The sequence below is a fragment of the Rickettsia argasii T170-B genome (assembly GCF_000965185.1).
GTDB classification, from domain to species: domain Bacteria; phylum Pseudomonadota; class Alphaproteobacteria; order Rickettsiales; family Rickettsiaceae; genus Rickettsia; species Rickettsia rickettsii.
In genome coordinates this window covers 1-21,281 of record NZ_LAOQ01000001.1, presented here as the reverse complement: position 1 = coordinate 21,281, position 21,281 = coordinate 1, and the positions used below count along the sequence as shown (strand labels likewise).

Genomic DNA, 21,281 nt, shown 5'->3' with positions numbered 1-21,281 from the left:
CAAGCCGTGGGATGACAGACAGGCATTTATAATGTTTTAACTGCTTCATAAAATATAGGTAACCATTTATCCGGATCATTGCCGTGTTTCTCTCTAATTTGATCGAGCAATATTACAGTCTCAACTCTACCGGATAAAACACTGATTATGTTATCCATACCATCTAAGCTAACTTTTGCCACTACGGCATCTATTCCTTGTTTTATTAAAAAATAACGTGTAGTAGGGTCGGTAGTTTTAATTAAAATATATTCTCGCTGACTCAACATAAATGCACTACGATAAATATCCGTAGCTTTCAAATTAGGTAAAAAAATCTGCGTAGCTGTTTGTTGAATCAACGTATCACTAATTCTACTTTTTGCAGCATCTTCGACACTCTGCGTAGCAAATATAACAAAAGTATTTAATTTTCTCAACACTTTTAACCAATCTTTGATCTTAGGTGCAAATACCGGATTATCGATTAAAGCCCATGCTTCATCAAGTACTATCATAGTTTTCTGCCCATCTAAAGAGATATTAATACGATGGAAAATATATAGTAATACCGGTGCAAGGCTTACAGGATCTTTAAGTAATTCAGTCATATCAAAACCGAATACTCTTGCTTTTTGTAAATCAATATCATCTATTTCATTGTCAAATATCTTAGCGTGTGAACCTTTACCAACCCACATTGCAATCCTACTTGCCAAACTATTTGGTGTATCAATACCAAGAAATGCTATAACATTACTAAGCCTTCTGTCTTGTTTTGCTAATCTAAAATTACCGCTTACCGCTTGAGATAAGATTTTATTATCTTGTGCAGTTAAACTTTCACCGTTAGAAGTTACAAGCACGCGAAGCCACTCTAAAATAAACGTTCTATTCTCACTAGTATCTTCAAGCTGTAAAGGGTTAAAGTTGCATTTTAAACCCGGATTAATTACTGTATAAACTCCGTTTAAAGCACGTATAAATATTTCTGCTCCTCGATCTTTATCAAAAAAGAACATACGAGGTTTGAATTTTTGTGCTTCAGCACATAAGAAATTCATCAGAACTGTTTTACCGGCACCGGTTGGACCGATAATGAGAGTATGTCCAACATCTCTTACATGGAAATTAAAATAAAACGGTGTACCTGAAGTAGTATCAAGTACTGTGACATATTCTCCCCAATGGTTATCTCTAATTTTACCAAGCGGATAATTATGTTGTGAGGCAAAGCTAGCCATATTAAGAGTATTTATAGTGGATTTACGCACTATATAATCCATATTTCCCGGCAACTGTCCCCAATAGCTAGGTTCCATGTTAACTTTTTCTCTAACCGGCTGAATTCCTGAATTAGAAAGCTCAACTGCTGCCATTGACAATATATCTTCCAAAGCTTTAATATTATTTGCGGAACATAAAAGCGATAAATGATGCTCACCGAAAGCGATATCACCGCTAGTGGCCATATCAAGGGCCGTATTAATTTCAACAATTTGTGAAGTAGCTTTATCACCGGATTGTATCATTCTATTTTGCTGTAATTGCATTTTACTGATCGCTACTGTTCTATTAACAAAGACAAAGCTTTGCGTCATAACAAATTCAAAAGGCATTTGCAGGAATCCATCAAAAATTCCTGCCGAAGTATTAGGACCGTATTCAAGTATACTGATCATTCCGGCATATTTCTTGCCAAGCGGACTTCTTGCTTCAATAGTACGAGAATCAAAAAATAAGCGATGAGTCGGTAAATATTCGTCAATAGTACCACGCGGTAATGCTATAGGACCCGGTGAATCGCCGCAATTGATTAAAGATGAAAGGAATTCTAAAATTTCACAATAACTACCTGACTGCGTTTGACGCACTCCAAGTAATCTTGCTCCGTAACTTCTGAATGTATTAATCACTCTAGTTGACATTTCTTGAAGATTTTCTTTCATCTCTTTCATGTCGTTTTCCCAAGCGGTTTTATTAGATTTCTGTCTAAGCTTCTTTAGAAAATACTCAACTATAGCAACACCGCCAGTATCAGGCTTATATAAAATACTAACATATAATTCGTTAAAAAACGACCTAGCCCCAGCGTGTTTCTTACGCCATTCTGCACCTAAATAAGTAATAAAATCATTAGGGACTTTTACGGTAGGATCATAAGTAAATTCCGTATCGTCAAATATTACTGCTTTACGTCTTCTAATAGTATGGAAATACATAATGATATTTCCCGAAGCCATATTTTTAAGTAAGGCATTTCTGATATTCTTTTTAATGTCTAGATCTTCATCATCAGCAGTTTCAAAAGAAAATCCATTTATTTTAATAACTTGTAATAAAGAATTATCTTTTGTTAAAATAGTATTACTATCCCAATGACATTTATAAGGAATAAAATGCGAAGTGGGTATTTCTTGTTTAGACTTTAATTCTTTAGCTGCTCTAGTTCTAAATAATTTCATTACCTCACCTGATTGAACTATTTTGATTTATTTTGTCAGTTATACCTCTTTTTATGTCATTCCCGCGTAGGCAGGAATCCAGATTTTTTGTTGTCATCCCGTGGCTACGACCACGGGATCTTGTATCACAGACTGTGTCCTAAGATACCGCGATCAAGACGCGGTATGACATTAAATGTTACTGGATTCCCGCCTACGCGGGAATGACATAAAACTCAAATATTATACGAATTTGCTCCGTAGTAAAATTTATTAGGACATTGGCTAGTTCTTGACATTTTATTTAAATATAGCTCTATGAATCTCGGTTCTTTAAAACATATAATATAAGCTACCACATGCAAAGCAGCTGCAATGAATAAAATCATAATACTGTTATTCCAAATAAATACTATCATCGTCATTATCATATTTAATGCAGCAAACTTAATACTTACTCCAAATATCATCGGCGGTCTAGTTAACCCTACAAATAAAAGATCGGATGCTAATGCTCCTGCCATAAAAAACCTCTATTAATTTATATTAATATCAAACATAGTTGACAATATTGAATTCGGTGCTTCACTATTCACAAAATATACGTAACCATTATTATTTTCAAGGGCATTAACTGCTATCTTAATTAATGCTTCTTCGATGAAATTATTACTATCATCTAACATTGATTTCAACAAGTTAATATCTCGTATTTTTATATTATACGGAAACGTCTCGGATACCTGTATATCTCATATGGCAATATTAAATGTTCTGCACTTAATGCAGAAGCAATTGTTGCTACCGTTAAGTTAACATTTAATAAATGCGTTTTCTCCTGATCGTCGCTCGCAAACGGTGCTATCACGGGTATAATATTATTATCTGCAAAATTTAATAAAATTTCTGGATTAATCATAATAGGCTCGCTTAAAAAACCAATATTTATAACATCATGATTTACAATTTTTCGGTAAGATAGTTTTGATTTTTTTGCTTGCAGTAAATTAGCATCCTTACCTGAAATACCAACTGCATAACAACCTATACTACTTAACTTTGTTACTATAAGCTTGTTAACGTAACTGGATAAAATTTCCATAATAATAGGATTATTTAGAGAACTATAGTCGCTTATTTTACTAATTTTTTGACTAAAATTTTCATCTATTTGTGATATTAAAGACGAACTGCGTAAATCAATATGATCATGTACTATATATATTTTAGCACCGCACATCTCAAGCAATCTAACAGATTCAATAAAAGCTGTAAATAATTTATCGTCAATAATAATAGTAGCAGGTAATTTTAGAACTATTGCTTGATTCTTCAACTCACTACTACACTTTATTATATTCTTAATTATAGCAATGTTATTTAATGAAGAAATACTATCTACCTCTTTATTTTTGAGGTTTGATGCATTTTGCCAAACTAGCTTTAAGTTCTCTTGCACCTTCTTTACTCCTACTGCTTACATACATAACATTACATGAGTAGTTTAAAGTTGCAAGAAAATTCTGTGCTTCATCGTTAAGGTTTTTATGATCCGTAACTTTATCGGATTTTGTGAAAATAATTTGAAATTCTCTTTTATTTGCAAATAATAGATCAGCTACTTTCTTATCATTTTCTTTTATACCCCTTCTTGAATCAATCAATAAGTTAACTAACCTTAAATTATAACTATTTCGTAAATAATAACTAATTAACACTCCCCACTGCTCTTTGACTGATATAGGAACATTAGCAAAACCATAACCGGGAAGGTCAACTATAATAAGTTTATCTGCAAGGTTAAAGAAATTGATTTGCCTAGTACGCCCTGGAGTATTAGAAACTTTAGCAAGATTTTTATTATTACATATCGTGTTTATTAGGCTTGATTTGCCGACATTTGACTTACCGACAAAAGCAATTTCCGGTAATGAAAAATTGGGGATTTGATTTATATTCATAACACCGGCTACAAATTTAGCTTGATGACGAAAAAGCTTACTGCCATCAGTTGATTTTGTAGGCACTATTTTCTGAGTAGTCATATGCAACAACACTGAGTTAGGAATGGCATCAGCAGACTAGCATAACATTAAAAAATATGGTAGCGGGGGCTGGATTTGAACCAACGACCTTCAGGTTATGAGCCTGACGAGCTACCAAGCTGCTCCACCCCGCAATAATTGAATTGACGATTTATCTGTGTTATATTTTGACTTAGTCCAATACTACGTGAATATTGTTAGTGTCATTCTTGCGTAGATACCGAGTAGTCGTAGACTGCACGGCAACCCAGAAAAAATAATAAAAAAATTCTATAAATCAGAATTGTTTACTAGATTGCTTTGTCAATTGCTATGCAATTTCCTCGCAATGACGATTTGTTATCCACAAACAAAGCCTAGCTAACTTCTTTCTTACTACCGAAAGAAAGACCTGAGAATCTTTTATTGAAATCACTAACACTTTTGTTTGATTGATTTACTACATTTCCGGAATCTTTATTCCATGCCGGATGCTTTCTAAAATCAACATCCATTAAAATTTCACCTGTAGGATGAGTAGACATTGCTTCAAAAACATCGCCTCCTACTTTAATCAAAAACTTTTTATATTCTGGATGTATACCGCTTTTCATAATGATTTTGCTGTTTTAGTCTGAATTATTTTTTTCTTAATAGCTCTAGCTTTACTTGATAAAATATTATCATCGGCTTTTAGAATATATGCATCAAAACCCCCGGCTTTTTCCACTGAACTAATACATCTAGCATTAACCGATAATCTATATTCCCCGGCTGTTATATCACTTGTAAACTTAACCGATCTTAGATTAGGTTCAAAACGTCTTCTAGTTTTACGCTGAGAATGTGATACATTGTTGCCGTATAAAACACCCACACCTGTGAGTTCGCACTTACGAGACATAAGCTAAATACCTTAAAACTTATAAAATATACTTCAAGTAAATGAAGAGTCATATACGAAGATCAACTTCAAAAAGCGCTAAGAGTTCACAAGCCGAGGAGCGGAGCGTATACTTAATACGTGAGCACCGCAGATCTTGTAGAACGACGTAGCCAATTTTTGAAGTTCATCGAGTATATACAATAGATAAAGAATATAAAGCAATACTCCCCTAGTGTCAAGAGATAATTATTTTGTAGCTACGTATTAGCTAATGCTTGATTTTTATTAAATAACAGAGTTTTATATAAAAATATAAATTAATTAAACTATTATAAATCTATGCTTATTAATGGGAATCCAGTTCAAGGTAATATCACCGGACTAATTAAAAAATTAGGAGAGTTGCCTTCAAGTTTTCCTGAATATATTTAGTAATCTTACTCCAAAACCATTAAGTATAAAGGAGCAAATTGATCATAATCAAGCAGCTTTTTGTATAATGAAGGATTAAAATTATATAGCAAAGACAATCATCTTGTTGCTCTTAAACCACTACAACAAGCTGAACAAATTGCTATAGATCAAACTGACAGTAATTTTCTTTCCTATATCTAATACTATGATAGGACGTAGCTATCAACAGCTGGGACTGTTTGGTAATGCTATTCAACAATTTCAAGATAGCATAGAGAATTCTTTTGAAGCAAAGAAATATTATAATGTAGAAAATTCATACAAAAAATTATAGTCACTGCACATCAACAACAAGGAACATTAGCCAAGCTAATAATGACCAAGCTAAAGAATTAATGGCAAGATTAGCTTTAGGAGCTGCTTATAAAACTCAAAACCGTAAAGAAAATTCAATAGCGCAGTATGCATATGCTTACTCATTACAACAAGGTATAGTTGATTATGAAGCTGTTCGTGTGGAACAGTATAAAGTTGGTTTTTCTGATAAAGAAAAGATAGGCACTGATAACATTCAACAATGCGTTGCTGTAATTTTACATGATCCATTAACTAAAAAAACTGCATTAACCCATGTTGACAGATTTACTGATGCTAGTTCTTTAACACATGATGTAATAAGCAACTTTCCTCCTAATACTAAATTAGAAGCTTATTTAGTAGGAGGGTGTGATAGATCTGCAGTATCAATTGCGGTATCAGATGGTAATATTCGTAAAGTAACACAAGAATTAAATAACCACTTTAACGTAAATATAAAATCTACAGATATAGAAGACAAGGGAGCCCCATTAGGAATTATATTTGACCCAATAACATGTAACTGTTCCGGGTAGAGAGGATAAAACAACCGCTGCTAGACAAGTACATTTAAGTATAGGAAGTAATACTCCTGTACTTTATAAAGCTTTTGATTTAACTAAAAATAAAAATATACCTAATCGCTCTTTAAATGAAATCCAATAAAAACATATTATTCAGCAATATTTATTAGGATCTAATCAAAATCCTAATTCTATGGACACATGGCAATCTAATCAAATATCAAGACCACTTACTAAAGTAGCAGAGGAAATTCAAAAAACTAATCCAAAATTAGTAAAAAATGTAGTAACTAAAAATATTAGTAATCGAGTTCACGAATTGAATCTAAATGATCAAGAACAAACAAAAATTGTAAATAATTTAATAGCTAAAACTGATTATTTATTATCTAACAATTTAAATCCGTTGGAAAGTGTACGTTCAGAAATTAATAAAACATTAGCACTTACTCATTCTACCTACCAACAAGATAGTAATATTAAAAAATCCTAGATACAAAAAAGTGTACAAAAAATAAAAGATTTGTTCATAAATATTTTTAGTAGTAATAAAACAAAAAATGAACCAAAATTAAACTTAACAAGTGATAAGATATAAAAAAATATAAGTACTAAGACAAAAATAGCTGCACCTAGCTATACTCTTCCCAATAAAAATATTGCTTTACACAAAAATACTCAACAAAGTAAATAAACTATGCAAATTGAAATTAACTCACAAGAATATAAAATTTTTGATATAAATGATGATTTAGTAATTTATACTAAAGATTTAAATGAAGAGATTGCCTGTAGTTTCTTTTCCGTAAAATTAAATAAAATAGCATTAGCTAGAAAATATTAATTCACAACAGTTAGAGCAATTAATTACTGACTTTAATCAGAATGAATTGATAGAACAAGATTTAATAAAAGTACGAATAATTGGAGGTAATGATTCGCCTGAATCATCTAAATACTTGGAAGATATTCGTACTACTTAATGGTATTGATAATAATACTAATATGATTAATATAATAGGTTTATATGCATGTAAAAATATACATCCCAATTCTTTTGAATTAGATGGCTATCACGGGGGAATTAGAGCTTTAGATTAATTGTAGAATATTAAATTGATACTATTAGAAGAGAAAATAGCAGAGATGTGGGGCATCACTAATAGCAATATTTATCTTTATGGTCCATTTAGTAAAGAAATAAAGATAGGTACGATGTATTTATACGTGAAATAGGCACAAGACAAGCCTAACATAGTACCGATAACGATTATACGGAATTTTGCAGGACTAACAATTAAAATAACTATTCCAAGAATAATTACTATTTTTAGTATATCATCTGTCGTATAAGAGCTAGAATTTATAGCATAAACATTTAGATTTATACCTAGAAATATTATTATACATAATAAGTTCTTAAACATTTTATACCTCTATAGGCCCAGTAGTTAATCCATTTATAAATTGTTTTAATAAGGATTATCACTATTACGCATTTCATCTTTACTACCGTACCATTTAATTTTTCCTTGATAAATCATAGCGACTTCTTTAGCTATTTTTGCGGCACTAATCATATCATGAGTTATAGTAATCGTAGTTGCCTCTAACTCTTCTTGGATTTTTATAATTAATTCGTTGATAACATTTGCCATGATAGGATCAAGCCCTGTGGTCGGTTCATCAAGAAATAAAATCGACGGTGTACTACAAATAGCCCTAGCAAGGGCTACTCTTTTTTGCATTCCTCCCGATAATTCGGCAGGGTAAAGCTCGAGTATTCTAGGGGATAAACCAACGGAATTAAGCTTTGCACCGGCAAGGTCATTTTTTTCTTTCTTAGATAATTTTTTAGTCTCGAAAGTAATATTATCACGTATATTTAAGGAGTCAAATAATGCTCCGCCTTGGAATAAAAAACCTATACCATCCATAATCTCAAATTTTTGTTTACTTGAGATATCTTGGATTTCTACATTATCAATAAAAATTTTACCTTTATCAGGTTTAATCAATCCTACTATATTTTTAATTAGAACTGATTTGCCGCTACCGGAACCACCTAAAATAACTAATGAACTGCCCTTTTTTACATCCAAATCTATTCCGTCTAACACCTTATGATTAGCAAATGATTTATATAATGACCGAATTTTAATTTTAAATTCTTCTACACTCATGCATACTCCAAATAAACAAAAAAACTGTATACTCGTTTAATTTGAAAAATTGGTTTTGTTGTTTTATATTTTTTGACCGCAGCGTACATAAACGTACGTGAGGATCAAAAAATATAAAACGCCTAGCTCTTTTCCAAATTAAACGAGTATACCTATACTTTAAAAAATAATTCGGTTATTAAATAATTACTGATTAAGATCAGGATAGAAGAATTCACTACTGCCGAGGTAGTTGCTCTTCCAACTCCCTTAGCCCCTTTACCTGAATAATAGCCGCTATAGCAACTTATTATAGAAATAATAAACCCAAAAACTCCCGCTTTAACAAGACCGGAAATTACGTCAATCGGTTCTAAATACTGAAAAGTACTGGTTAAATAAGCTGCACTATTAAAATCAAGTTTATATATCCCTACCAAATAACCGCCCATAACACCAATTATATCCCCGATTAAAACAAGACAAGGCATTGTAATAATAGCTGTTATTACTCTTGGAAAAACTAAATATTTAATAGGATCGGTAGATAAAGTATATAAAGCATCTACCTGCTCTGTTACTCTCATTGTGGCTATTTCGGCGGCGATTGATGCCCCAACTCTTCCCGCTACCATTAGTCCAGCTAAGACAGGTCCAAGCTCTCTAGTCAGCGACAATACTACTACCGTTGCAATAGAGCTTTCAGCTGAGAAACGGGAAAAACCGATATAGCTCTGTAATGCAAGTACCGCACCTGAGAAAAAAGTCGTCATCGCAACAACCGGAAGCGAGTGAAACCCGATAAATAATAATTGTCTGATGATTAAACTCAAATATAAAGGCGGTCTTATGATACTGCTAACGGCAGCAAAGCTAAATAGGGAGAAACTACCTACACTTTGTGCAAACTTTACAGTATGTTTACCTACCGAATTAGCTATATTGAATAACATTTGTATTTTTTCTATTTAATTTAAGTACGCTATGTCATTTCTGCGAAAGCAGGCATCCAGTAACCTCTAATGTCATCCCGCGACTTGATCGCGGGAACCAGTCTTTTTTAATTTTTTTCTGGATACCGTGGTCAAGCCATGGTATGACACAGATATCTATCCGATATACTTTCTTTTATATCTACTACCAAGGTTAGTTAATACCTCATACCCGATAGTACCTATAATACTCGCTATTTTATCGGGCGTGCAATAATTTCCGATAATTTCCGCTTCCTGCCCTAGAAAAATCTCGGACGGTGGTAGATCGGTAACATCGATATTTATTAAATCCATCGATACCCGCCCTACTATAGGAACGCTGCGACTGTTAATAAATACTTCACCTTGATTGCTAAAATTACGACTAAACCCATCGGCATAACCAAGCGGTAACGTTGCAATGACACTATCACGCTTAGTTGTAAAAGTCATATTATAACCGATATGGCTATCTAGTGTCAAATTCTGTAAGTGAATTATAGGAGCTTTTAAGGTTACGGGATTCTTTGTTAAGGGATTAAGACCATATAAGGCTGCCCCCGGTCTTGCTAAATCAAAATGGTAATCCTGTCCTAAAAATATGCCGCCGGAATTAGCAAGGCTTGCTTTGACGTTTGGGAAATATTGTAAACAAGCTTTAAATCTGTTTAATTGTTCTAGATTATAAGGGTTATCTATTTCCTCGGATATAGCTAGATGGCTTATAATATATTGTAAATCTAGCCCTTTTAACAAATCACGATCATTAATTAGCTGCTCTATCTCATCAGAGCTTAAGCCAAGACGATTAATCCCCGTATTGAAATGTAAATAACAAGGCAATAATCGATTTTTCAAATTACTAAATTTTTGCCAAATTTCTATTTGTTTTAAGTTATTTAGGACAGGTGTTAAATTATATTCTATCAGCTCTAAAGCATCATGTTCAAAAACGCCGTTAAGAACTAAAATATTAACATCTAATCCTAAAGCGTTGCGTAAATTCACTCCTTCTTCACTTGAGGCCACAAAAAAATGCCTACAATTTTCTTCTATTAAAACTTTAGAAATTTGTACTGCTCCAAGACCGTAACCGTTAGCTTTAACGGCAGCACCGACTAATGAGGTTTTGCAAATATCTTGTAATAAAAGGTAATTATTTTTTATTGTAGATAGATTTATTTCTACAGTACACAAGCTCATAGTTTATTAACTCTTTTACGATGATAGACAATACGGATATTATATGAAATTTTGTAGATAAGTCACTTGTTTCTATAGTATCCGTGATAAAAATATTGTCTATTAGACCTCTTACATAACTTGCTTCTAAAGGTAATTTGTACGTCAATCCAGTACTCGCATCCTCACTACTAAAGTGTACGCTGTGGTGCTGCGTTCCGTGTTTCCTACAAATTCCTCTTTATTAGCTTCGTTCTCCAAGAGGTCTATTATCGAATTTTTAGAACCGGCAGAAAGCACTGCATGAGTTATAAAAGCACTAACCGATAAAGTCGAATGTTCTTTTAAAAATCTCGCTGCTTTTACGATTGTTTCTCCACTATCTATAATATCATCAATTAATATGCAATTTTTGCCCTCTACACTACCTGTTATTGATATCATCTCGCAATTATTATTTATATCCCTTTCTTTGTTTATATAAGCTGAATCTATATTTAGTAAATTACTAATTTTTTGAACTCGATTGATACTTCCTTTATCAGGTGTAACTATAACGAAATTGCTATAAGTTCTTAAAAACGGGATATATAAATTTATAGGTTCAAGATTAGAAACAGGAATATTAAAAATTTCTCTATTTTATCGGAGTGTCAATCAATAGTAATTACATGGTTTACTCCGAGCTTCTCTAAAAAATCTGCTATTAACTTAGTAGGAATTATATTTTGAGAATTTATATTATCTTGCCTTGCATAACCAAAAATAAGGCATTACTAAAATTATTCGATTTGCTCCCGCTTTTTTTGCTGCATCTACTAGTAAAAACAACTCAATTAAGCGATCATTAACGGGTTTTGATGTGGATTGTACTATGATTATATCTTCATTATGAAACGATTTTTGAATTTCTACTTTTATTTCAGAATCATTGAAATAGGTAATTTGCGGCTCAATATATTTAATATTTAATGCTATAGCTAAACGCGTTGCAAGTAACTTATTACTACTGCCTGCTAAGATTTTCATGTGAGTGATTTATGTTGTTTAACGCTATTAGCGAGCGGGCTTTGTTGCGTGGATATCTAATCGTCATTGCGAGCAGTCGTAAACTGCGTGGCAATCTCATACAATAATAACAAACTCCTGAGACTGCTTCGTCACTTACTTCGTAATTTCCTCGCAATGACGACGAGGTGTCTACGCAACAATACCTCCTCACAATGACGATTTAAGATGACAGTGAAATAAGCTTAAGAACGACTTTCTAATTTTTGTATTAGTGCCTTAAAGCCTTGATTTTTTAAAGTATCGGTAAACTCGTCTTGTTGAGCTCCAATAAGACTTACACCTTCCGTAATTATATCAGAAACTTTAAAAACGTCTTTTCCGTTTCCTTTCATTTCACGCACAAGATACTCTACTTTAATAGGGTCTTGCTCTTTATTACTAATGATATTCATAGCAACCATAAAATCGGTTGAGCTTAAAGGACGAACTCCTACTATTTTAGGCTGTTTGCCTTTATAATCTTTTATTAAATCAGTATAAGATTTAGTAACATATTTAGAGTAAACTTTGATGAATTCCTGAACCTGCCCACCTGATAAAGTTTTTATCCCATTTCTGCCTAATGTATATTTAGCCATCCAATCAAAATCTAGGTTCTGAGACATTAACTCACGTGCTTTAGCAATTTTTACTCGCTCAGATAACTTACTATCGTTTAATATACTAGAAGCTTCATTTACTAAATTAGTAACGTAACTGTTCAAACCGGCAGGCACTTTTTCATTAGAATAAGCGGAAAACGTCATCACTAATAAAAATAAACCTGTAATAATTTTTTGCATATAATCCTCTTTAATTTCATTAATTCTTGGGTTTAGGACATTTAAAATTTTCAGGATATTGAACCGATGCTTCACGAGCACGATGTAATGCTGATCTAATAGCCACATAAGGATCGGTAGAATTCTTCATCACATAATCACTAAACGGTAATACAACATATCGATCGTTTATTTTACTAACTGCTAGTACTCCTAAGTCAAAATCATTATGAGTGTAGTACATTAATGGATTAAGAGCATAATTAGTAATTACCGAATCCGTCATATCTCTTGCGTTAGTACTACCGATTATCGGCAATACTAAATAAGGACCTGGGGCGACTCCATAATGTGCGAGGGTACTACCGAAAGTTTGACGATCAGACGGCAAACCTACTTTACCTGCCACGTCAAATAAACCGCCTATGCCAAGCGTAGTGTTAATGAGAAACCGCCAAACGCTTTTCATAGTTTTATCGTAATTTAACTGAAGCCCGTAATTTACCGCAGTAAGCGGTGTATCGACATTACTGACGAAACTATTAACGCGTGCTTTTACGTAATCATTCGTGATGTTCTTATAACCTATCGCTAAAGGACGCAATATTATATAATCTAACACAGAATTAAATACAAACACTTTACGGTTAAATTTTTCATATGGATCATAAACTTCCATGCAACCGTTTTCATTGCTTCCACCATTATATTTATATATGTCATTATCAACATATTCAAGATCAGCTCTTATCAATAATGAACATAAAATAATGGATAATATAATTAATATTCTCATTGATTTATGCTGTTTTCTTACAAACAATAATACTATATTTATTGTTTTCCGCTAGTATTATTTCTTCCGAAGTTAATATAGTAAAATTATTTTTTTGTAAAAAATTATTTATTTCATTCAAGTTAAAAATAAATTCTTTGCGTTTTACTGAAAATTGTGTCTTCGTCGCATTCGGTAAACAAAGAGCAAAATACCCTTGTTTATTAAGAGATGAGTATATTAAATTAAAATATTCTATTAAATTGTTAGTAAACGATAATCCGCAAAAACTAAAAATAATATCAAATTTATTAGAGTTTTGTTTTAAAAATTCATCGATAGCAATATTATATATTTGATCGTAAATTTTAGTGTTCGGATAATATGTTTCTTGTAACTTATTCATTAAAGCAGAAACTTCTACACCGGTTAAAGTAAAACGTTCCGGAAAACGTTTTTGTATTTCATAACCTACAAGCCCTATATTACTTCCAAGTTCCAAAATAGAGTAATTATCCGGTAAATCAGATATCTGCTTAAGTGCTTCATTAACAAACCTATACGGAAGATGGATATTTTTATCGTTATTAAAAATAGTAGGATAATATTGTGCAGTTAAATCACGATATTTTCCACAAACTTCTTGAGGTATTTCAATAATATCCTTATAATTTTTCAAAAAATTTATAAATATAGTTTTATATTTTTCATTAGATTTTTCTAAATATTCTATAGCTTGCCTGTAATTATTTTTTAAAAAATAAACCCATCCGAGTTGAGAATATACTTTAGAATCATTAGGATTAAAAAATTTATCGACTAGTTTAAACCTAAGTAATGCATCATTTAAATTACCTCTATATAAATGATCGAGTCCAAGTTGATAATTAGTTTCGGTTAAATTAGAGAATTTATATTTACAATCACTTATATAATTTTTAAATTCTAAAATTTTATTCTTAATAAAATTCGGTACATTTATTATAGTTAAGCAATAATGTTTGATTTTGTCTTTTATTTTACCGAGCATAGTTTAATTACTAAATTAATATTACTTACTATAATAAAGCATATATTGATAAATTTTTAAATAAAATAATAATTTTACTTGTAAATTAATGGCATTGAAGCTAGGATGTACATGTTATATGTACATCAGTAGGTAGCTCATGAACTCAATTAGCGGCACTGCATTTAGAAAAAACTTAAGCTCTGTACTAAATACCGTAGAAAACGATCATGTCCCTTATCTTATTAAAAGAAAGAATCATAAGAATATTATTCTTTTAACCGAAGAAGAATATGAATCTACAAAAGAAACATTATATTTATTATCTAATCTGGCTAATGCGAATCGAATAAAAAAATCTATCGAACAAGCAAAAAGAGGAGAGTTTGCTAAAGTTAATTTAGATGATTGAGATTGAGTGGACACTAGAAGCAGCGGAGGATTTAGTGTATTGGAAAAAATACGATATTAAAAAATATGAACGTATTAAACTTCTAATAAAAAATATCCAAGAAGCATCGTTTACAGGTATAGGTAAGCCCGAACCTTTAAAACATATATTATCAGGTTTATGGTCACGTAGAATTAACCACGAACATAGACTAATATATTCTGTCAATACTAAACAAATTATAATATATAATTGTAGATTTCATTATAAGAATTAATATTTATTTCTTGAAATTACCGATTTTACTATAGCTTTCATTTAATACGGACTCAAATTATGTCAATTATTTCTACGAGGCTAAGTTCTATAAAACCGTCGCCGACCCTTGCAGTCGTTAAAAAAACTCTTGAACTTAAAAAAGCGGGAGTTGATATTATCACACTCGGTGCCGGTGAGCCTGATTTTGATACGCCTGACAATATTAAGGAAGCGGCGATTAAAGCGATTAAAGACGGCTTTACTAAATATACTAACGTTGAGGGTATGCCTCTTTTAAAGCAAACAATAAAAGATAAATTCAAACGTGAAAATAATATAGATTACGAACTTGATGAAATAATAGTAAGCACCGGCGGTAAGCAAGTTATATATAATTTATTTATGGCATCTTTAGACCAAGGGGATGAGGTAATTATTCCAGCACCCTATTGGGTTTCATATCCTGATATGGTTGCACTTAGCACAGGAACACCTGTTTTTGTAAATTGCGGAATTGAAAATAACTTTAAATTAAGTGCAGAAGCTTTAGAACGTTCAATTACGGATAAAACTAAGTGGCTTATTATTAACTCACCTAGTAATCCAACAGGTGCAAGCTATAATTTTGAAGAACTAGAAAATATTGCTAAAGTTTTAAGAAAATATTCACATGTAAATGTAATGTCCGATGATATTTACGAGCATATTACTTTTGATGATTTTAAATTTTATACATTAGCCCAAATAGCACCTGATTTAAAAAAGAGAATATTTACCGTAAACGGAGTATCTAAAGCTTATTCTATGACGGGTTGGCGTATAGGCTACGGTGCAGGCTCTAAAGCTTTGATTAAAGCAATGACTATTATTCAGTCGCAAAGTACTTCAAACCCTTGTTCAATAAGTCAAATGGCTGCCATTGAAGCATTAAACGGTCCTCAAGATTATATAAAGCCTAATGCTTTAAATTGTCAAAAAAAGCGTGATCTTGCTTTATCAATTTTGAAAAGAGTAAAATATTTTGAATGCTATAAGCCGGAAGGAGCGTTTTACTTATTTGTTAAATGCGATAAAATATTTGGGCATAAAACTAAATCAGGAACAATTATTGCAAATAGTAATGATTTTGCCGAATATTTACTTGAAGAAGCAAAAGTTGCCGTAGTACCTGGTATCGCTTTCGGCTTAGAGGGATATTTTAGAATCTCTTATGCTACTTCTATGGAAGAGCTAGAAAAAGCTTGTATTAGAATTGAGAGAACAATCGATGTCATTCCTGCTTAAGGCTTTGCATGGATACCAAATCGTCATTGCGAGCAGCCATAGACTGCGTGACAATCTCGTCAAATATCCTGAGACTGCTTCGTCACTTACTTCGTAATTTCCTCGCAATGACGGAAAAGTTAAAAAGCCACCTAAACCAACAAAAAAATAATGCGGAAAGTTTTTAAAAAATTTTTAAAAAATAATAAATACGTACTTAGTATAATTACTATTTTACTATATTGGTATTTGCGTTTTGTTTACTTTACTTCAAAGCAGAAATTTATATTTTACGATAACGGCAATAAGGAAAAATTCCTAAACGAACAAGGGGTAATCTTTGCATTTTGGCATAATATGCTTGCCTTAAGTCCGGCTATGTTTATAGGACATAGAAATCTCTATGCTTTAATATCACCGCATTTAGACGGAAAAATTTTAAACGATCTAGTAGGAAAATTCGGTTGCAGAGTGATAGTAGGTTCTACTAATAAAAATCCAATTGGAGCTTTACGTAATATTATAGGTAAGTTATCTCAAGGTGCAAATATAATAGTCACGCCGGACGGTCCTAAAGGACCGGTATATAAAGTAAATAGCGGTATTACCGAAATTGCCTATAGATATAACACAAAACTTATTACTATAGTCAGCTCCACTTCTAGATGTTTCAGATTAAAAAGTTGGGATAAATTAATAATACCCCTACCGTTTGGTACCATTAAAATCATAGTTGGCTTGCCTTTAGAACTCACAAATGATAAAATACAAAACCATATAAGCCTTGAAAAACAATTAGCAAGCTTAACAGAGAGTTTAAAGCAATGATGTTATTATATTATGCTTTAAGCTTTATATTATTACCTGTTTATTTTATCATAATTCTTATACGTTTATTAATAGGTAAAGAAGATATAAGACACATCCAAGAGCGTTTTGCTATTGGCAAACACAGACAAGACGATTTATTAGACTTCGTGCAAACGTCCGCTAATAAAGAGGAATTTAAAGGAGACACTTCACTGCGAACCACAGCGTATACACTAATACGTGAGGATGAAGGGTTAGGACCGACGTATAAATTACCTTTAGAAGCAAGTTATACACGAAGGCTGATATGGATTCATGCAGCAAGCGTTGGCGAGTCTATGGTAGCTTTAACATTAATACATAATATAAGTAAACGCTACCCTGACGTTCGTTTTCTAGTCACTTCTTGGACTAACAGCTCCGCTAAAATATTAACTGTCAAATTACCTAAAATAGCAGTTCACCAATTTTTACCGATAGATAATATTATTTTTACTCGAAAATTTTTAAGAAATTGGCAACCTGATTTAGGCATTTTTATAGAATCGGAATTATGGCCGTGTACTATTAATGAGGGAGCAAAGCAGTGTAAATTACTACTAGTTAATGCTCGTATTTCCGATCAATCGTTTAAAGCTTGGCTAAAAAGAAAAAGCTTTTTTCAGCTTATTCTCAAAAATTGCAGTAAAATTATCGTGCAAAGCGAGCGTGACTTACAAAAATTCAATGAACTTGGCGTATCAGATGCAGTGAATTTAGGCAATATTAAATTTGCCAACGAAAAACTTCCGGTCAATCAAGAAGAGTTATCAAAATTAAGCTTACATTTAGACAATAGGCGAGTCGTGCTATTTGCCGGCACTCACCCCGAAGATGAAGAGGTGATTTTGCCTATAATCAAAAACCTAAAAGAGCAGTTTTTAGACTGCTATATTATCTTAATTCCAAGACATCCTGAGCGAGTTAAATCAATTATCGATAATTGTAAGTCACATAATTTATCCGCTACCGCTAAGTCGCAAAATGATTTACCTGTTTTAAGCGATGATCTTTATATAGTTGATAGGTTCGGCGAAATGGGACTATTTTTTTCTGTATCTACAATTTCTTTTATCGGCGGTTCTTTTAAACAAGGCGGGCATAATATTTTAGAAGCAGCATATTTCTCTAATTGTATTATATTCGGTCCCGATATGAGCAAAAACACCGATATCGCTAAAGGCGTACTGCAAAATGAAGCAGCTATCCAAATCAAAAACGGTGAAGATTTACTAATTAAACTAACATATCTACTCAGGTCTAATAATGCTCTAGAACTTACAGCTTACCGCGAAAATGCTTTAAAATTTGTTAAGGACAACCAAAAAGTCCTAGATGAATATTTAAAAGTAATTACGAAGTTTCTTTGATAGAATTTAACTAAAAACTCTTATTCTCCTAAAAACTCTATAGTAAATTCAGGATCTACGTGACTGATTTCTATACTTCCGTTATTTTCTAGTATTTTCTTATTCAAATACCTATAATACCACTACTTATAGGCAAAGAACATAATTCACCTTTATAAACGGTTAAGGCCGGATACCATTGGTTATGAAAAATTATAGGTGGGTTTGGCAACGATAACTTATTTAATTTTCCGTCTCTATCGTAATGTATCTTTAAAAAAGCAGGATCTGCTTTAGGCATGTTTGCCCCATCAGAATATTTTAAAATTAGCGAAATATCAAAAGTTTCTCCTGTATCTTCTGTAGTATGTGCGTCAAGATAAGGTGCATTAATCTTACGGGTGAAAGTCCTGTTATGGAAGGGGTAGCTAGCTCCACCATATAGCGAGTCTTGTGCTGCTGAAGGTAACGACAGTAGTAAAGCGTAGACAGCGAAACATTCGAGCCGAAACCAAATGGTGAACGTGATAGCCCCGAAAGGAAGACGTAGTGGAAGTCGATGTGCTATACTACACAGTAGGCAAAAGAAGATTGGAGGTCAAACTAGCGAAAATCAAAAAGTCTTCAACCACCGGGGTCGCAGGCGTCAGCGAGTTTGTAGAGATTAATGACACAACTTGAGAAGTCCTTATAACTCTTACTGAGCTAAGTAAGTATTCAAAGTACAAGTGCCGAAACATAAGACTTTGGAGATGGTGTAAGGATGGCTGAGTTAGCCATAGTAGTAATGAAACTCCGTAATGGGAGTGGAGCGGAGGGCTAGCAGAAAAGTAAGAATGTGAGAGGGAAACAATGACCGTACACAGCGTAGACGGAAATACATGGTTAATGAAACTTGAGCGTATAAAGTTGCTATCATCGCAAAATCAAGACATAAAGTTTAATAATCTTGGACATATTATTGATTTAAAGATGTTAGAAGAACAATATAAGGAACTCGATAGCAAGAAAGCTGTAGGAATAGATGGTATAACCAAAGCGGTTTATGGTAAGAAGTTGGAAGCAAATCTGCTCTTGCTCCTTACTAAAATTCGCAAGGGGCAATATCAAGCTAAACCTGCACGAATAAAGCTAATTCCGAAAGAAGATGGAGGCAAGAGACCTTTAGTAATATCATGTTTCGAAGATAAGATAATCGAGTCTGCAGTAAGCAAGATATTAAACTCTGTGTTTGAGCCAATATTCTTAAAGTGTTCTTATGGATTCCGACCTAAATTAAATGCTCATGATGCTTTAAGGGCGTTAAACAGACTTACGTACAACTTCAATGAAGGAGCTATAGTCGAGATTGGATATAACAAAGTGTTTCAATACAATCAAACATTGCGAGTTGATGGAATTTCTAAGAAAGAGAATATCTGATAAGAAATTTCTAAGACTAGTTATGAAACTGATTGAAACACCAATTATAGAAAATGGCACTATAGTTATTAACAAAGAAGGTTGTCGTCAAGGCTCAATAGTTTCGCCAATCTTGGCTAATGTTTTCCTACATTATGTTATAGATAGTTGGTTTGCCAAAATCAGCAAAGAAAACTTAAAGGGACAAACAGGAATGGTGAGATATTGCGACGATATGGTATTTGTCTTTGAAAATGAAGCAGATGCGAAAAGGTTTTATGATGTTCTGCCTAAAAAGGTTAAATAAGTATGGGCTAAATATCAACGAAGCTAAATCGCAAATGATTAAATCTGGTAGAAACCATGCTGCAAATTTAGCCAAACAAGGCAAGAAGATTGCAAGTTATAATTTTCTTGGATTTACTTGCTATTGGGGTAAATCAAGATTTGGTACAACATGGAGACTAAAATATATCACAAGGAGAGATCGTTTTACCGAGAAACTTAAAGGATTGAGGAAATATTTGCGTTGTCAGCTAAATAAGCAAGACAAAACACAGATATTATTACAAGTCATTAGAGTTATTAGGGGATGGATCAACTATCATGGTATATCGGATAACGAAAGACGAGTAAGCTCATTTATCGACCAAAGTAAACGTGCAATATATGAGTGGTTTAATAGAATGGGAGGAAAACGTAAGATGAATTGGCAAAGACTAACCGAGATACTTAAAAGGGTAAACTTTCCTGAAAACGGAAAGATTATCTCAATGTTCTAAACAACAAATAAGGCATAAAGCCTATCTTACCTTTCGGGAGCCGGATGCGGTAGCTCTGCATGTCCGGTTCTGAGGAGGGGCCTAATTGAGCGATTGGTTAGGTCTACTCACACAGGGACAATCATACTTCTAAATTCTTTAATCTTAACTATACACTTGTTATTTAATCTTAATGTTAAGGAAGCTTCAATTGTCTCTTCCAACACAATACCGCACTTATAACCGTTTTCGGTTTTAAATTCTTTTTGAACAACTTTACGCTTAGTAGGTTCAGAAAATATAAATTTTTCCTTACCGTTACTGTTAAAATCACTTCCTGGACCGACGACTTCTATTGTACCGGTTGTCACTTTATAAGCGCTTGAAAGGGTTTTAGCTCCAATCTTTGTACTATCTACCAGTTTTTTTCCGTATATTTTAGCCTTT

At 32.7% G+C, this 21,281-nt stretch carries 24 protein-coding genes, 1 tRNA gene and 6 pseudogenes; 12 read left to right on the top strand and 19 right to left on the bottom strand.

The window, feature by feature from the left end; all coding sequences use genetic code 11:
- Nucleotides 1-26 precede the first annotated feature (26 nt).
- The 7 genes and pseudogenes from RAT170B_RS00135 to rpmB all read right to left on the bottom strand — a co-directional run bounded on the left by RAT170B_RS00135 (nucleotide 27) and on the right by rpmB (nucleotide 5,351).
- Nucleotides 27-2,444 carry a VirB4 family type IV secretion/conjugal transfer ATPase gene (locus RAT170B_RS00135; RefSeq protein WP_045805285.1) on the bottom strand — a complete coding sequence of 806 codons (2,418 nt, stop codon included), beginning with the start codon at nucleotides 2,442-2,444 and terminating at the stop codon, nucleotides 27-29.
- Between the two features lie 215 nt (nucleotides 2,445-2,659).
- Nucleotides 2,660-2,947, bottom strand: a complete 288-nt coding sequence (locus RAT170B_RS00130; protein ID WP_045805284.1) for a type IV secretion system protein VirB3 — start codon at nucleotides 2,945-2,947, stop codon at nucleotides 2,660-2,662.
- A 12-nt stretch (nucleotides 2,948-2,959) separates the two neighbouring features.
- Nucleotides 2,960-3,882: pseudogene (locus tag RAT170B_RS00125) on the bottom strand (acetylglutamate kinase).
- On the bottom strand, nucleotides 3,830-4,468 hold the full coding sequence (gene yihA, locus RAT170B_RS00120) for a ribosome biogenesis GTP-binding protein YihA/YsxC (RefSeq protein WP_014013849.1): 639 nt from the start codon (nucleotides 4,466-4,468) through the stop codon (nucleotides 3,830-3,832). Before yihA ends, RAT170B_RS00125 begins: the two are co-directional and overlap by 53 nt.
- Before the next feature lie 57 nt (nucleotides 4,469-4,525).
- Nucleotides 4,526-4,602: transfer RNA gene (locus RAT170B_RS00115), tRNA-Met, on the bottom strand.
- A 222-nt stretch (nucleotides 4,603-4,824) separates the two neighbouring features.
- Nucleotides 4,825-5,061, bottom strand: a complete 237-nt coding sequence (gene rpmE / locus RAT170B_RS00110; protein ID WP_045805283.1) for a 50S ribosomal protein L31 — start codon at nucleotides 5,059-5,061, stop codon at nucleotides 4,825-4,827.
- Nucleotides 5,058-5,351, bottom strand: coding sequence for a 50S ribosomal protein L28 (rpmB, locus tag RAT170B_RS00105; RefSeq protein WP_014013848.1), 294 nt, complete (start codon nucleotides 5,349-5,351; stop codon nucleotides 5,058-5,060). Before rpmB ends, rpmE begins: the two co-directional genes overlap by 4 nt.
- A 791-nt stretch (nucleotides 5,352-6,142) precedes the next feature.
- Here rpmB and RAT170B_RS00100 point away from each other — a divergent pair.
- The 4 genes and pseudogenes from RAT170B_RS00100 (at nucleotide 6,143) to RAT170B_RS00090 (ending at nucleotide 7,729) form a co-directional block, all read left to right on the top strand.
- The gene (locus tag RAT170B_RS00100; protein ID WP_045805282.1) at nucleotides 6,143-6,640 is read left to right on the top strand and encodes a hypothetical protein; all 498 of its coding nucleotides are present in this window, start codon (nucleotides 6,143-6,145) and stop codon (nucleotides 6,638-6,640) included.
- A 181-nt stretch (nucleotides 6,641-6,821) separates the two neighbouring features.
- Nucleotides 6,822-7,121 (top strand): hypothetical protein, encoded by a 300-nt coding sequence (locus RAT170B_RS00095; RefSeq protein ID WP_014013846.1) that lies wholly within the window; start codon nucleotides 6,822-6,824, stop codon nucleotides 7,119-7,121.
- 204 nt (nucleotides 7,122-7,325) lie between these two features.
- Nucleotides 7,326-7,472 (top strand): hypothetical protein, encoded by a 147-nt coding sequence (locus RAT170B_RS10140; protein WP_186786254.1) that lies wholly within the window; start codon nucleotides 7,326-7,328, stop codon nucleotides 7,470-7,472.
- Between the two features lie 46 nt (nucleotides 7,473-7,518).
- Nucleotides 7,519-7,729: pseudogene (locus RAT170B_RS00090) on the top strand (hypothetical protein).
- Nucleotides 7,730-7,806: 77 nt separating this feature from the next.
- Here RAT170B_RS00090 and RAT170B_RS00085 read toward each other — a convergent pair.
- From RAT170B_RS00085 to RAT170B_RS00040, 10 genes and pseudogenes are all read right to left on the bottom strand, one after another.
- Entirely contained in the window at nucleotides 7,807-8,055 is a 249-nt protein-coding gene (locus RAT170B_RS00085) for a DUF5510 family protein (RefSeq protein WP_014013844.1), read from the bottom strand.
- A 1-nt stretch (nucleotide 8,056) separates the two neighbouring features.
- Nucleotides 8,057-8,811 (bottom strand): annotated as a pseudogene (locus tag RAT170B_RS00080) (ABC transporter ATP-binding protein).
- A gap of 152 nt (nucleotides 8,812-8,963) precedes the next feature.
- Nucleotides 8,964-9,743, bottom strand: a complete 780-nt coding sequence (locus RAT170B_RS00075; RefSeq protein WP_045805281.1) for an MlaE family ABC transporter permease — start codon at nucleotides 9,741-9,743, stop codon at nucleotides 8,964-8,966.
- A 156-nt stretch (nucleotides 9,744-9,899) separates the two neighbouring features.
- Entirely contained in the window at nucleotides 9,900-10,967 is a 1,068-nt protein-coding gene (locus RAT170B_RS00070; RefSeq protein ID WP_014013842.1) for an alanine racemase, read from the bottom strand.
- Nucleotides 10,968-11,043: 76 nt separating this feature from the next.
- Nucleotides 11,044-11,246, bottom strand: a pseudogene (locus tag RAT170B_RS10885) (palindromic element RPE1 domain-containing protein); the annotation flags it as partial.
- Between the two features lie 30 nt (nucleotides 11,247-11,276).
- Nucleotides 11,277-11,459: pseudogene (locus tag RAT170B_RS10880) on the bottom strand (phosphoribosyltransferase family protein); the annotation flags it as partial.
- A gap of 228 nt (nucleotides 11,460-11,687) precedes the next feature.
- Entirely contained in the window at nucleotides 11,688-11,975 is a 288-nt protein-coding gene (locus RAT170B_RS07915; protein WP_045805280.1) for a ribose-phosphate pyrophosphokinase-like domain-containing protein, read from the bottom strand.
- Between the two features lie 224 nt (nucleotides 11,976-12,199).
- Entirely contained in the window at nucleotides 12,200-12,799 is a 600-nt protein-coding gene (locus RAT170B_RS00050; protein ID WP_014013841.1) for a phospholipid-binding protein MlaC, read from the bottom strand.
- Between the two features lie 19 nt (nucleotides 12,800-12,818).
- Nucleotides 12,819-13,574 (bottom strand): VacJ family lipoprotein, encoded by a 756-nt coding sequence (locus RAT170B_RS00045; protein WP_014013840.1) that lies wholly within the window; start codon nucleotides 13,572-13,574, stop codon nucleotides 12,819-12,821.
- A 4-nt stretch (nucleotides 13,575-13,578) separates the two neighbouring features.
- On the bottom strand, nucleotides 13,579-14,583 hold the full coding sequence (locus RAT170B_RS00040; RefSeq protein WP_045805279.1) for a methyltransferase domain-containing protein: 1,005 nt from the start codon (nucleotides 14,581-14,583) through the stop codon (nucleotides 13,579-13,581).
- A 139-nt stretch (nucleotides 14,584-14,722) separates the two neighbouring features.
- On the opposite strand from RAT170B_RS00040, the gene RAT170B_RS00035 reads away from it, so the two are divergent.
- The 5 genes from RAT170B_RS00035 (at nucleotide 14,723) to waaA (ending at nucleotide 18,693) form a co-directional block, all read left to right on the top strand.
- A complete protein-coding gene (locus RAT170B_RS00035; RefSeq protein ID WP_045805278.1) occupies nucleotides 14,723-14,974 on the top strand; it encodes a type II toxin-antitoxin system Phd/YefM family antitoxin in 252 nt (83 codons plus the stop codon).
- Nucleotides 14,967-15,230, top strand: coding sequence for a Txe/YoeB family addiction module toxin (locus RAT170B_RS00030; protein WP_014013837.1), 264 nt, complete (start codon nucleotides 14,967-14,969; stop codon nucleotides 15,228-15,230). The genes RAT170B_RS00035 and RAT170B_RS00030 overlap by 8 nt, the downstream gene beginning before the upstream one ends.
- A gap of 59 nt (nucleotides 15,231-15,289) precedes the next feature.
- Nucleotides 15,290-16,495: a pyridoxal phosphate-dependent aminotransferase gene (locus tag RAT170B_RS00025; RefSeq protein WP_014013836.1), complete on the top strand. Its 1,206-nt coding sequence runs from the start codon at nucleotides 15,290-15,292 to the stop codon at nucleotides 16,493-16,495.
- Nucleotides 16,496-16,645: 150 nt separating this feature from the next.
- Nucleotides 16,646-17,302, top strand: coding sequence for a lysophospholipid acyltransferase family protein (locus tag RAT170B_RS00020; RefSeq protein ID WP_014013835.1), 657 nt, complete (start codon nucleotides 16,646-16,648; stop codon nucleotides 17,300-17,302).
- On the top strand, nucleotides 17,299-18,693 hold the full coding sequence (gene waaA, locus RAT170B_RS00015; RefSeq protein WP_045805277.1) for a lipid IV(A) 3-deoxy-D-manno-octulosonic acid transferase: 1,395 nt from the start codon (nucleotides 17,299-17,301) through the stop codon (nucleotides 18,691-18,693). Before RAT170B_RS00020 ends, waaA begins: the two co-directional genes overlap by 4 nt.
- A gap of 103 nt (nucleotides 18,694-18,796) precedes the next feature.
- Here waaA and RAT170B_RS10130 read toward each other — a convergent pair whose 3' ends face one another.
- Nucleotides 18,797-18,973 carry a hypothetical protein gene (locus RAT170B_RS10130; RefSeq protein WP_222595552.1) on the bottom strand — a complete coding sequence of 59 codons (177 nt, stop codon included), beginning with the start codon at nucleotides 18,971-18,973 and terminating at the stop codon, nucleotides 18,797-18,799.
- Nucleotides 18,974-19,524: 551 nt separating this feature from the next.
- Between RAT170B_RS10130 and RAT170B_RS10875 the strand changes: the two genes are divergently transcribed.
- The 3 genes from RAT170B_RS10875 to RAT170B_RS10865 are packed head-to-tail and all read left to right on the top strand — an operon-like array spanning nucleotide 19,525 to nucleotide 20,855.
- Nucleotides 19,525-20,094 (top strand): hypothetical protein, encoded by a 570-nt coding sequence (locus RAT170B_RS10875; RefSeq protein ID WP_261368610.1) that lies wholly within the window; start codon nucleotides 19,525-19,527, stop codon nucleotides 20,092-20,094.
- Nucleotides 20,066-20,380: a reverse transcriptase domain-containing protein gene (locus tag RAT170B_RS10870; protein ID WP_261368609.1), complete on the top strand. Its 315-nt coding sequence runs from the start codon at nucleotides 20,066-20,068 to the stop codon at nucleotides 20,378-20,380. Before RAT170B_RS10875 ends, RAT170B_RS10870 begins: the two co-directional genes overlap by 29 nt.
- Nucleotides 20,352-20,855: a hypothetical protein gene (locus RAT170B_RS10865; protein WP_261368608.1), complete on the top strand. Its 504-nt coding sequence runs from the start codon at nucleotides 20,352-20,354 to the stop codon at nucleotides 20,853-20,855. The genes RAT170B_RS10870 and RAT170B_RS10865 overlap by 29 nt, the downstream gene beginning before the upstream one ends.
- Nucleotides 20,856-20,962: 107 nt before the next feature.
- Here RAT170B_RS10865 and RAT170B_RS00005 read toward each other — a convergent pair.
- Nucleotides 20,963-21,281: pseudogene (locus RAT170B_RS00005) on the bottom strand (hypothetical protein); the annotation flags it as partial.

Bases quoted from the DNA above. Each gene is read 5' to 3' on its own strand.
- RAT170B_RS00135 (WP_045805285.1), bottom strand. From the start codon at position 2,444: ATGAAATTATTTAGAACTAGAGCAGCTAAAGAATTAAAGTCTAAACAA.
- RAT170B_RS00130 (WP_045805284.1), bottom strand. From the start codon at position 2,947: ATGGCAGGAGCATTAGCATCCGATCTTTTATTTGTAGGGTTAACTAGA.
- yihA (WP_014013849.1), bottom strand. From the start codon at position 4,468: ATGACTACTCAGAAAATAGTGCCTACAAAATCAACTGATGGCAGTAAG.
- rpmE (WP_045805283.1), bottom strand. From the start codon at position 5,061: ATGAAAAGCGGTATACATCCAGAATATAAAAAGTTTTTGATTAAAGTA.
- rpmB (WP_014013848.1), bottom strand. From the start codon at position 5,351: ATGTCTCGTAAGTGCGAACTCACAGGTGTGGGTGTTTTATACGGCAAC.
- RAT170B_RS00100 (WP_045805282.1), top strand. From the start codon at position 6,143: ATGGCAAGATTAGCTTTAGGAGCTGCTTATAAAACTCAAAACCGTAAA.
- RAT170B_RS00095 (WP_014013846.1), top strand. From the start codon at position 6,822: ATGGACACATGGCAATCTAATCAAATATCAAGACCACTTACTAAAGTA.
- RAT170B_RS10140 (WP_186786254.1), top strand. From the start codon at position 7,326: ATGCAAATTGAAATTAACTCACAAGAATATAAAATTTTTGATATAAAT.
- RAT170B_RS00085 (WP_014013844.1), bottom strand. From the start codon at position 8,055: ATGTTTAAGAACTTATTATGTATAATAATATTTCTAGGTATAAATCTA.
- RAT170B_RS00075 (WP_045805281.1), bottom strand. From the start codon at position 9,743: ATGTTATTCAATATAGCTAATTCGGTAGGTAAACATACTGTAAAGTTT.
- RAT170B_RS00070 (WP_014013842.1), bottom strand. From the start codon at position 10,967: ATGAGCTTGTGTACTGTAGAAATAAATCTATCTACAATAAAAAATAAT.
- RAT170B_RS07915 (WP_045805280.1), bottom strand. From the start codon at position 11,975: ATGAAAATCTTAGCAGGCAGTAGTAATAAGTTACTTGCAACGCGTTTA.
- RAT170B_RS00050 (WP_014013841.1), bottom strand. From the start codon at position 12,799: ATGCAAAAAATTATTACAGGTTTATTTTTATTAGTGATGACGTTTTCC.
- RAT170B_RS00045 (WP_014013840.1), bottom strand. From the start codon at position 13,574: ATGAGAATATTAATTATATTATCCATTATTTTATGTTCATTATTGATA.
- RAT170B_RS00040 (WP_045805279.1), bottom strand. From the start codon at position 14,583: ATGCTCGGTAAAATAAAAGACAAAATCAAACATTATTGCTTAACTATA.
- RAT170B_RS00035 (WP_045805278.1), top strand. From the start codon at position 14,723: ATGAACTCAATTAGCGGCACTGCATTTAGAAAAAACTTAAGCTCTGTA.
- RAT170B_RS00030 (WP_014013837.1), top strand. From the start codon at position 14,967: ATGATTGAGATTGAGTGGACACTAGAAGCAGCGGAGGATTTAGTGTAT.
- RAT170B_RS00025 (WP_014013836.1), top strand. From the start codon at position 15,290: ATGTCAATTATTTCTACGAGGCTAAGTTCTATAAAACCGTCGCCGACC.
- RAT170B_RS00020 (WP_014013835.1), top strand. From the start codon at position 16,646: ATGCGGAAAGTTTTTAAAAAATTTTTAAAAAATAATAAATACGTACTT.
- waaA (WP_045805277.1), top strand. From the start codon at position 17,299: ATGATGTTATTATATTATGCTTTAAGCTTTATATTATTACCTGTTTAT.
- RAT170B_RS10130 (WP_222595552.1), bottom strand. From the start codon at position 18,973: ATGCCTAAAGCAGATCCTGCTTTTTTAAAGATACATTACGATAGAGAC.
- RAT170B_RS10875 (WP_261368610.1), top strand. From the start codon at position 19,525: ATGACCGTACACAGCGTAGACGGAAATACATGGTTAATGAAACTTGAG.
- RAT170B_RS10870 (WP_261368609.1), top strand. From the start codon at position 20,066: ATGGAATTTCTAAGAAAGAGAATATCTGATAAGAAATTTCTAAGACTA.
- RAT170B_RS10865 (WP_261368608.1), top strand. From the start codon at position 20,352: ATGATGTTCTGCCTAAAAAGGTTAAATAAGTATGGGCTAAATATCAAC.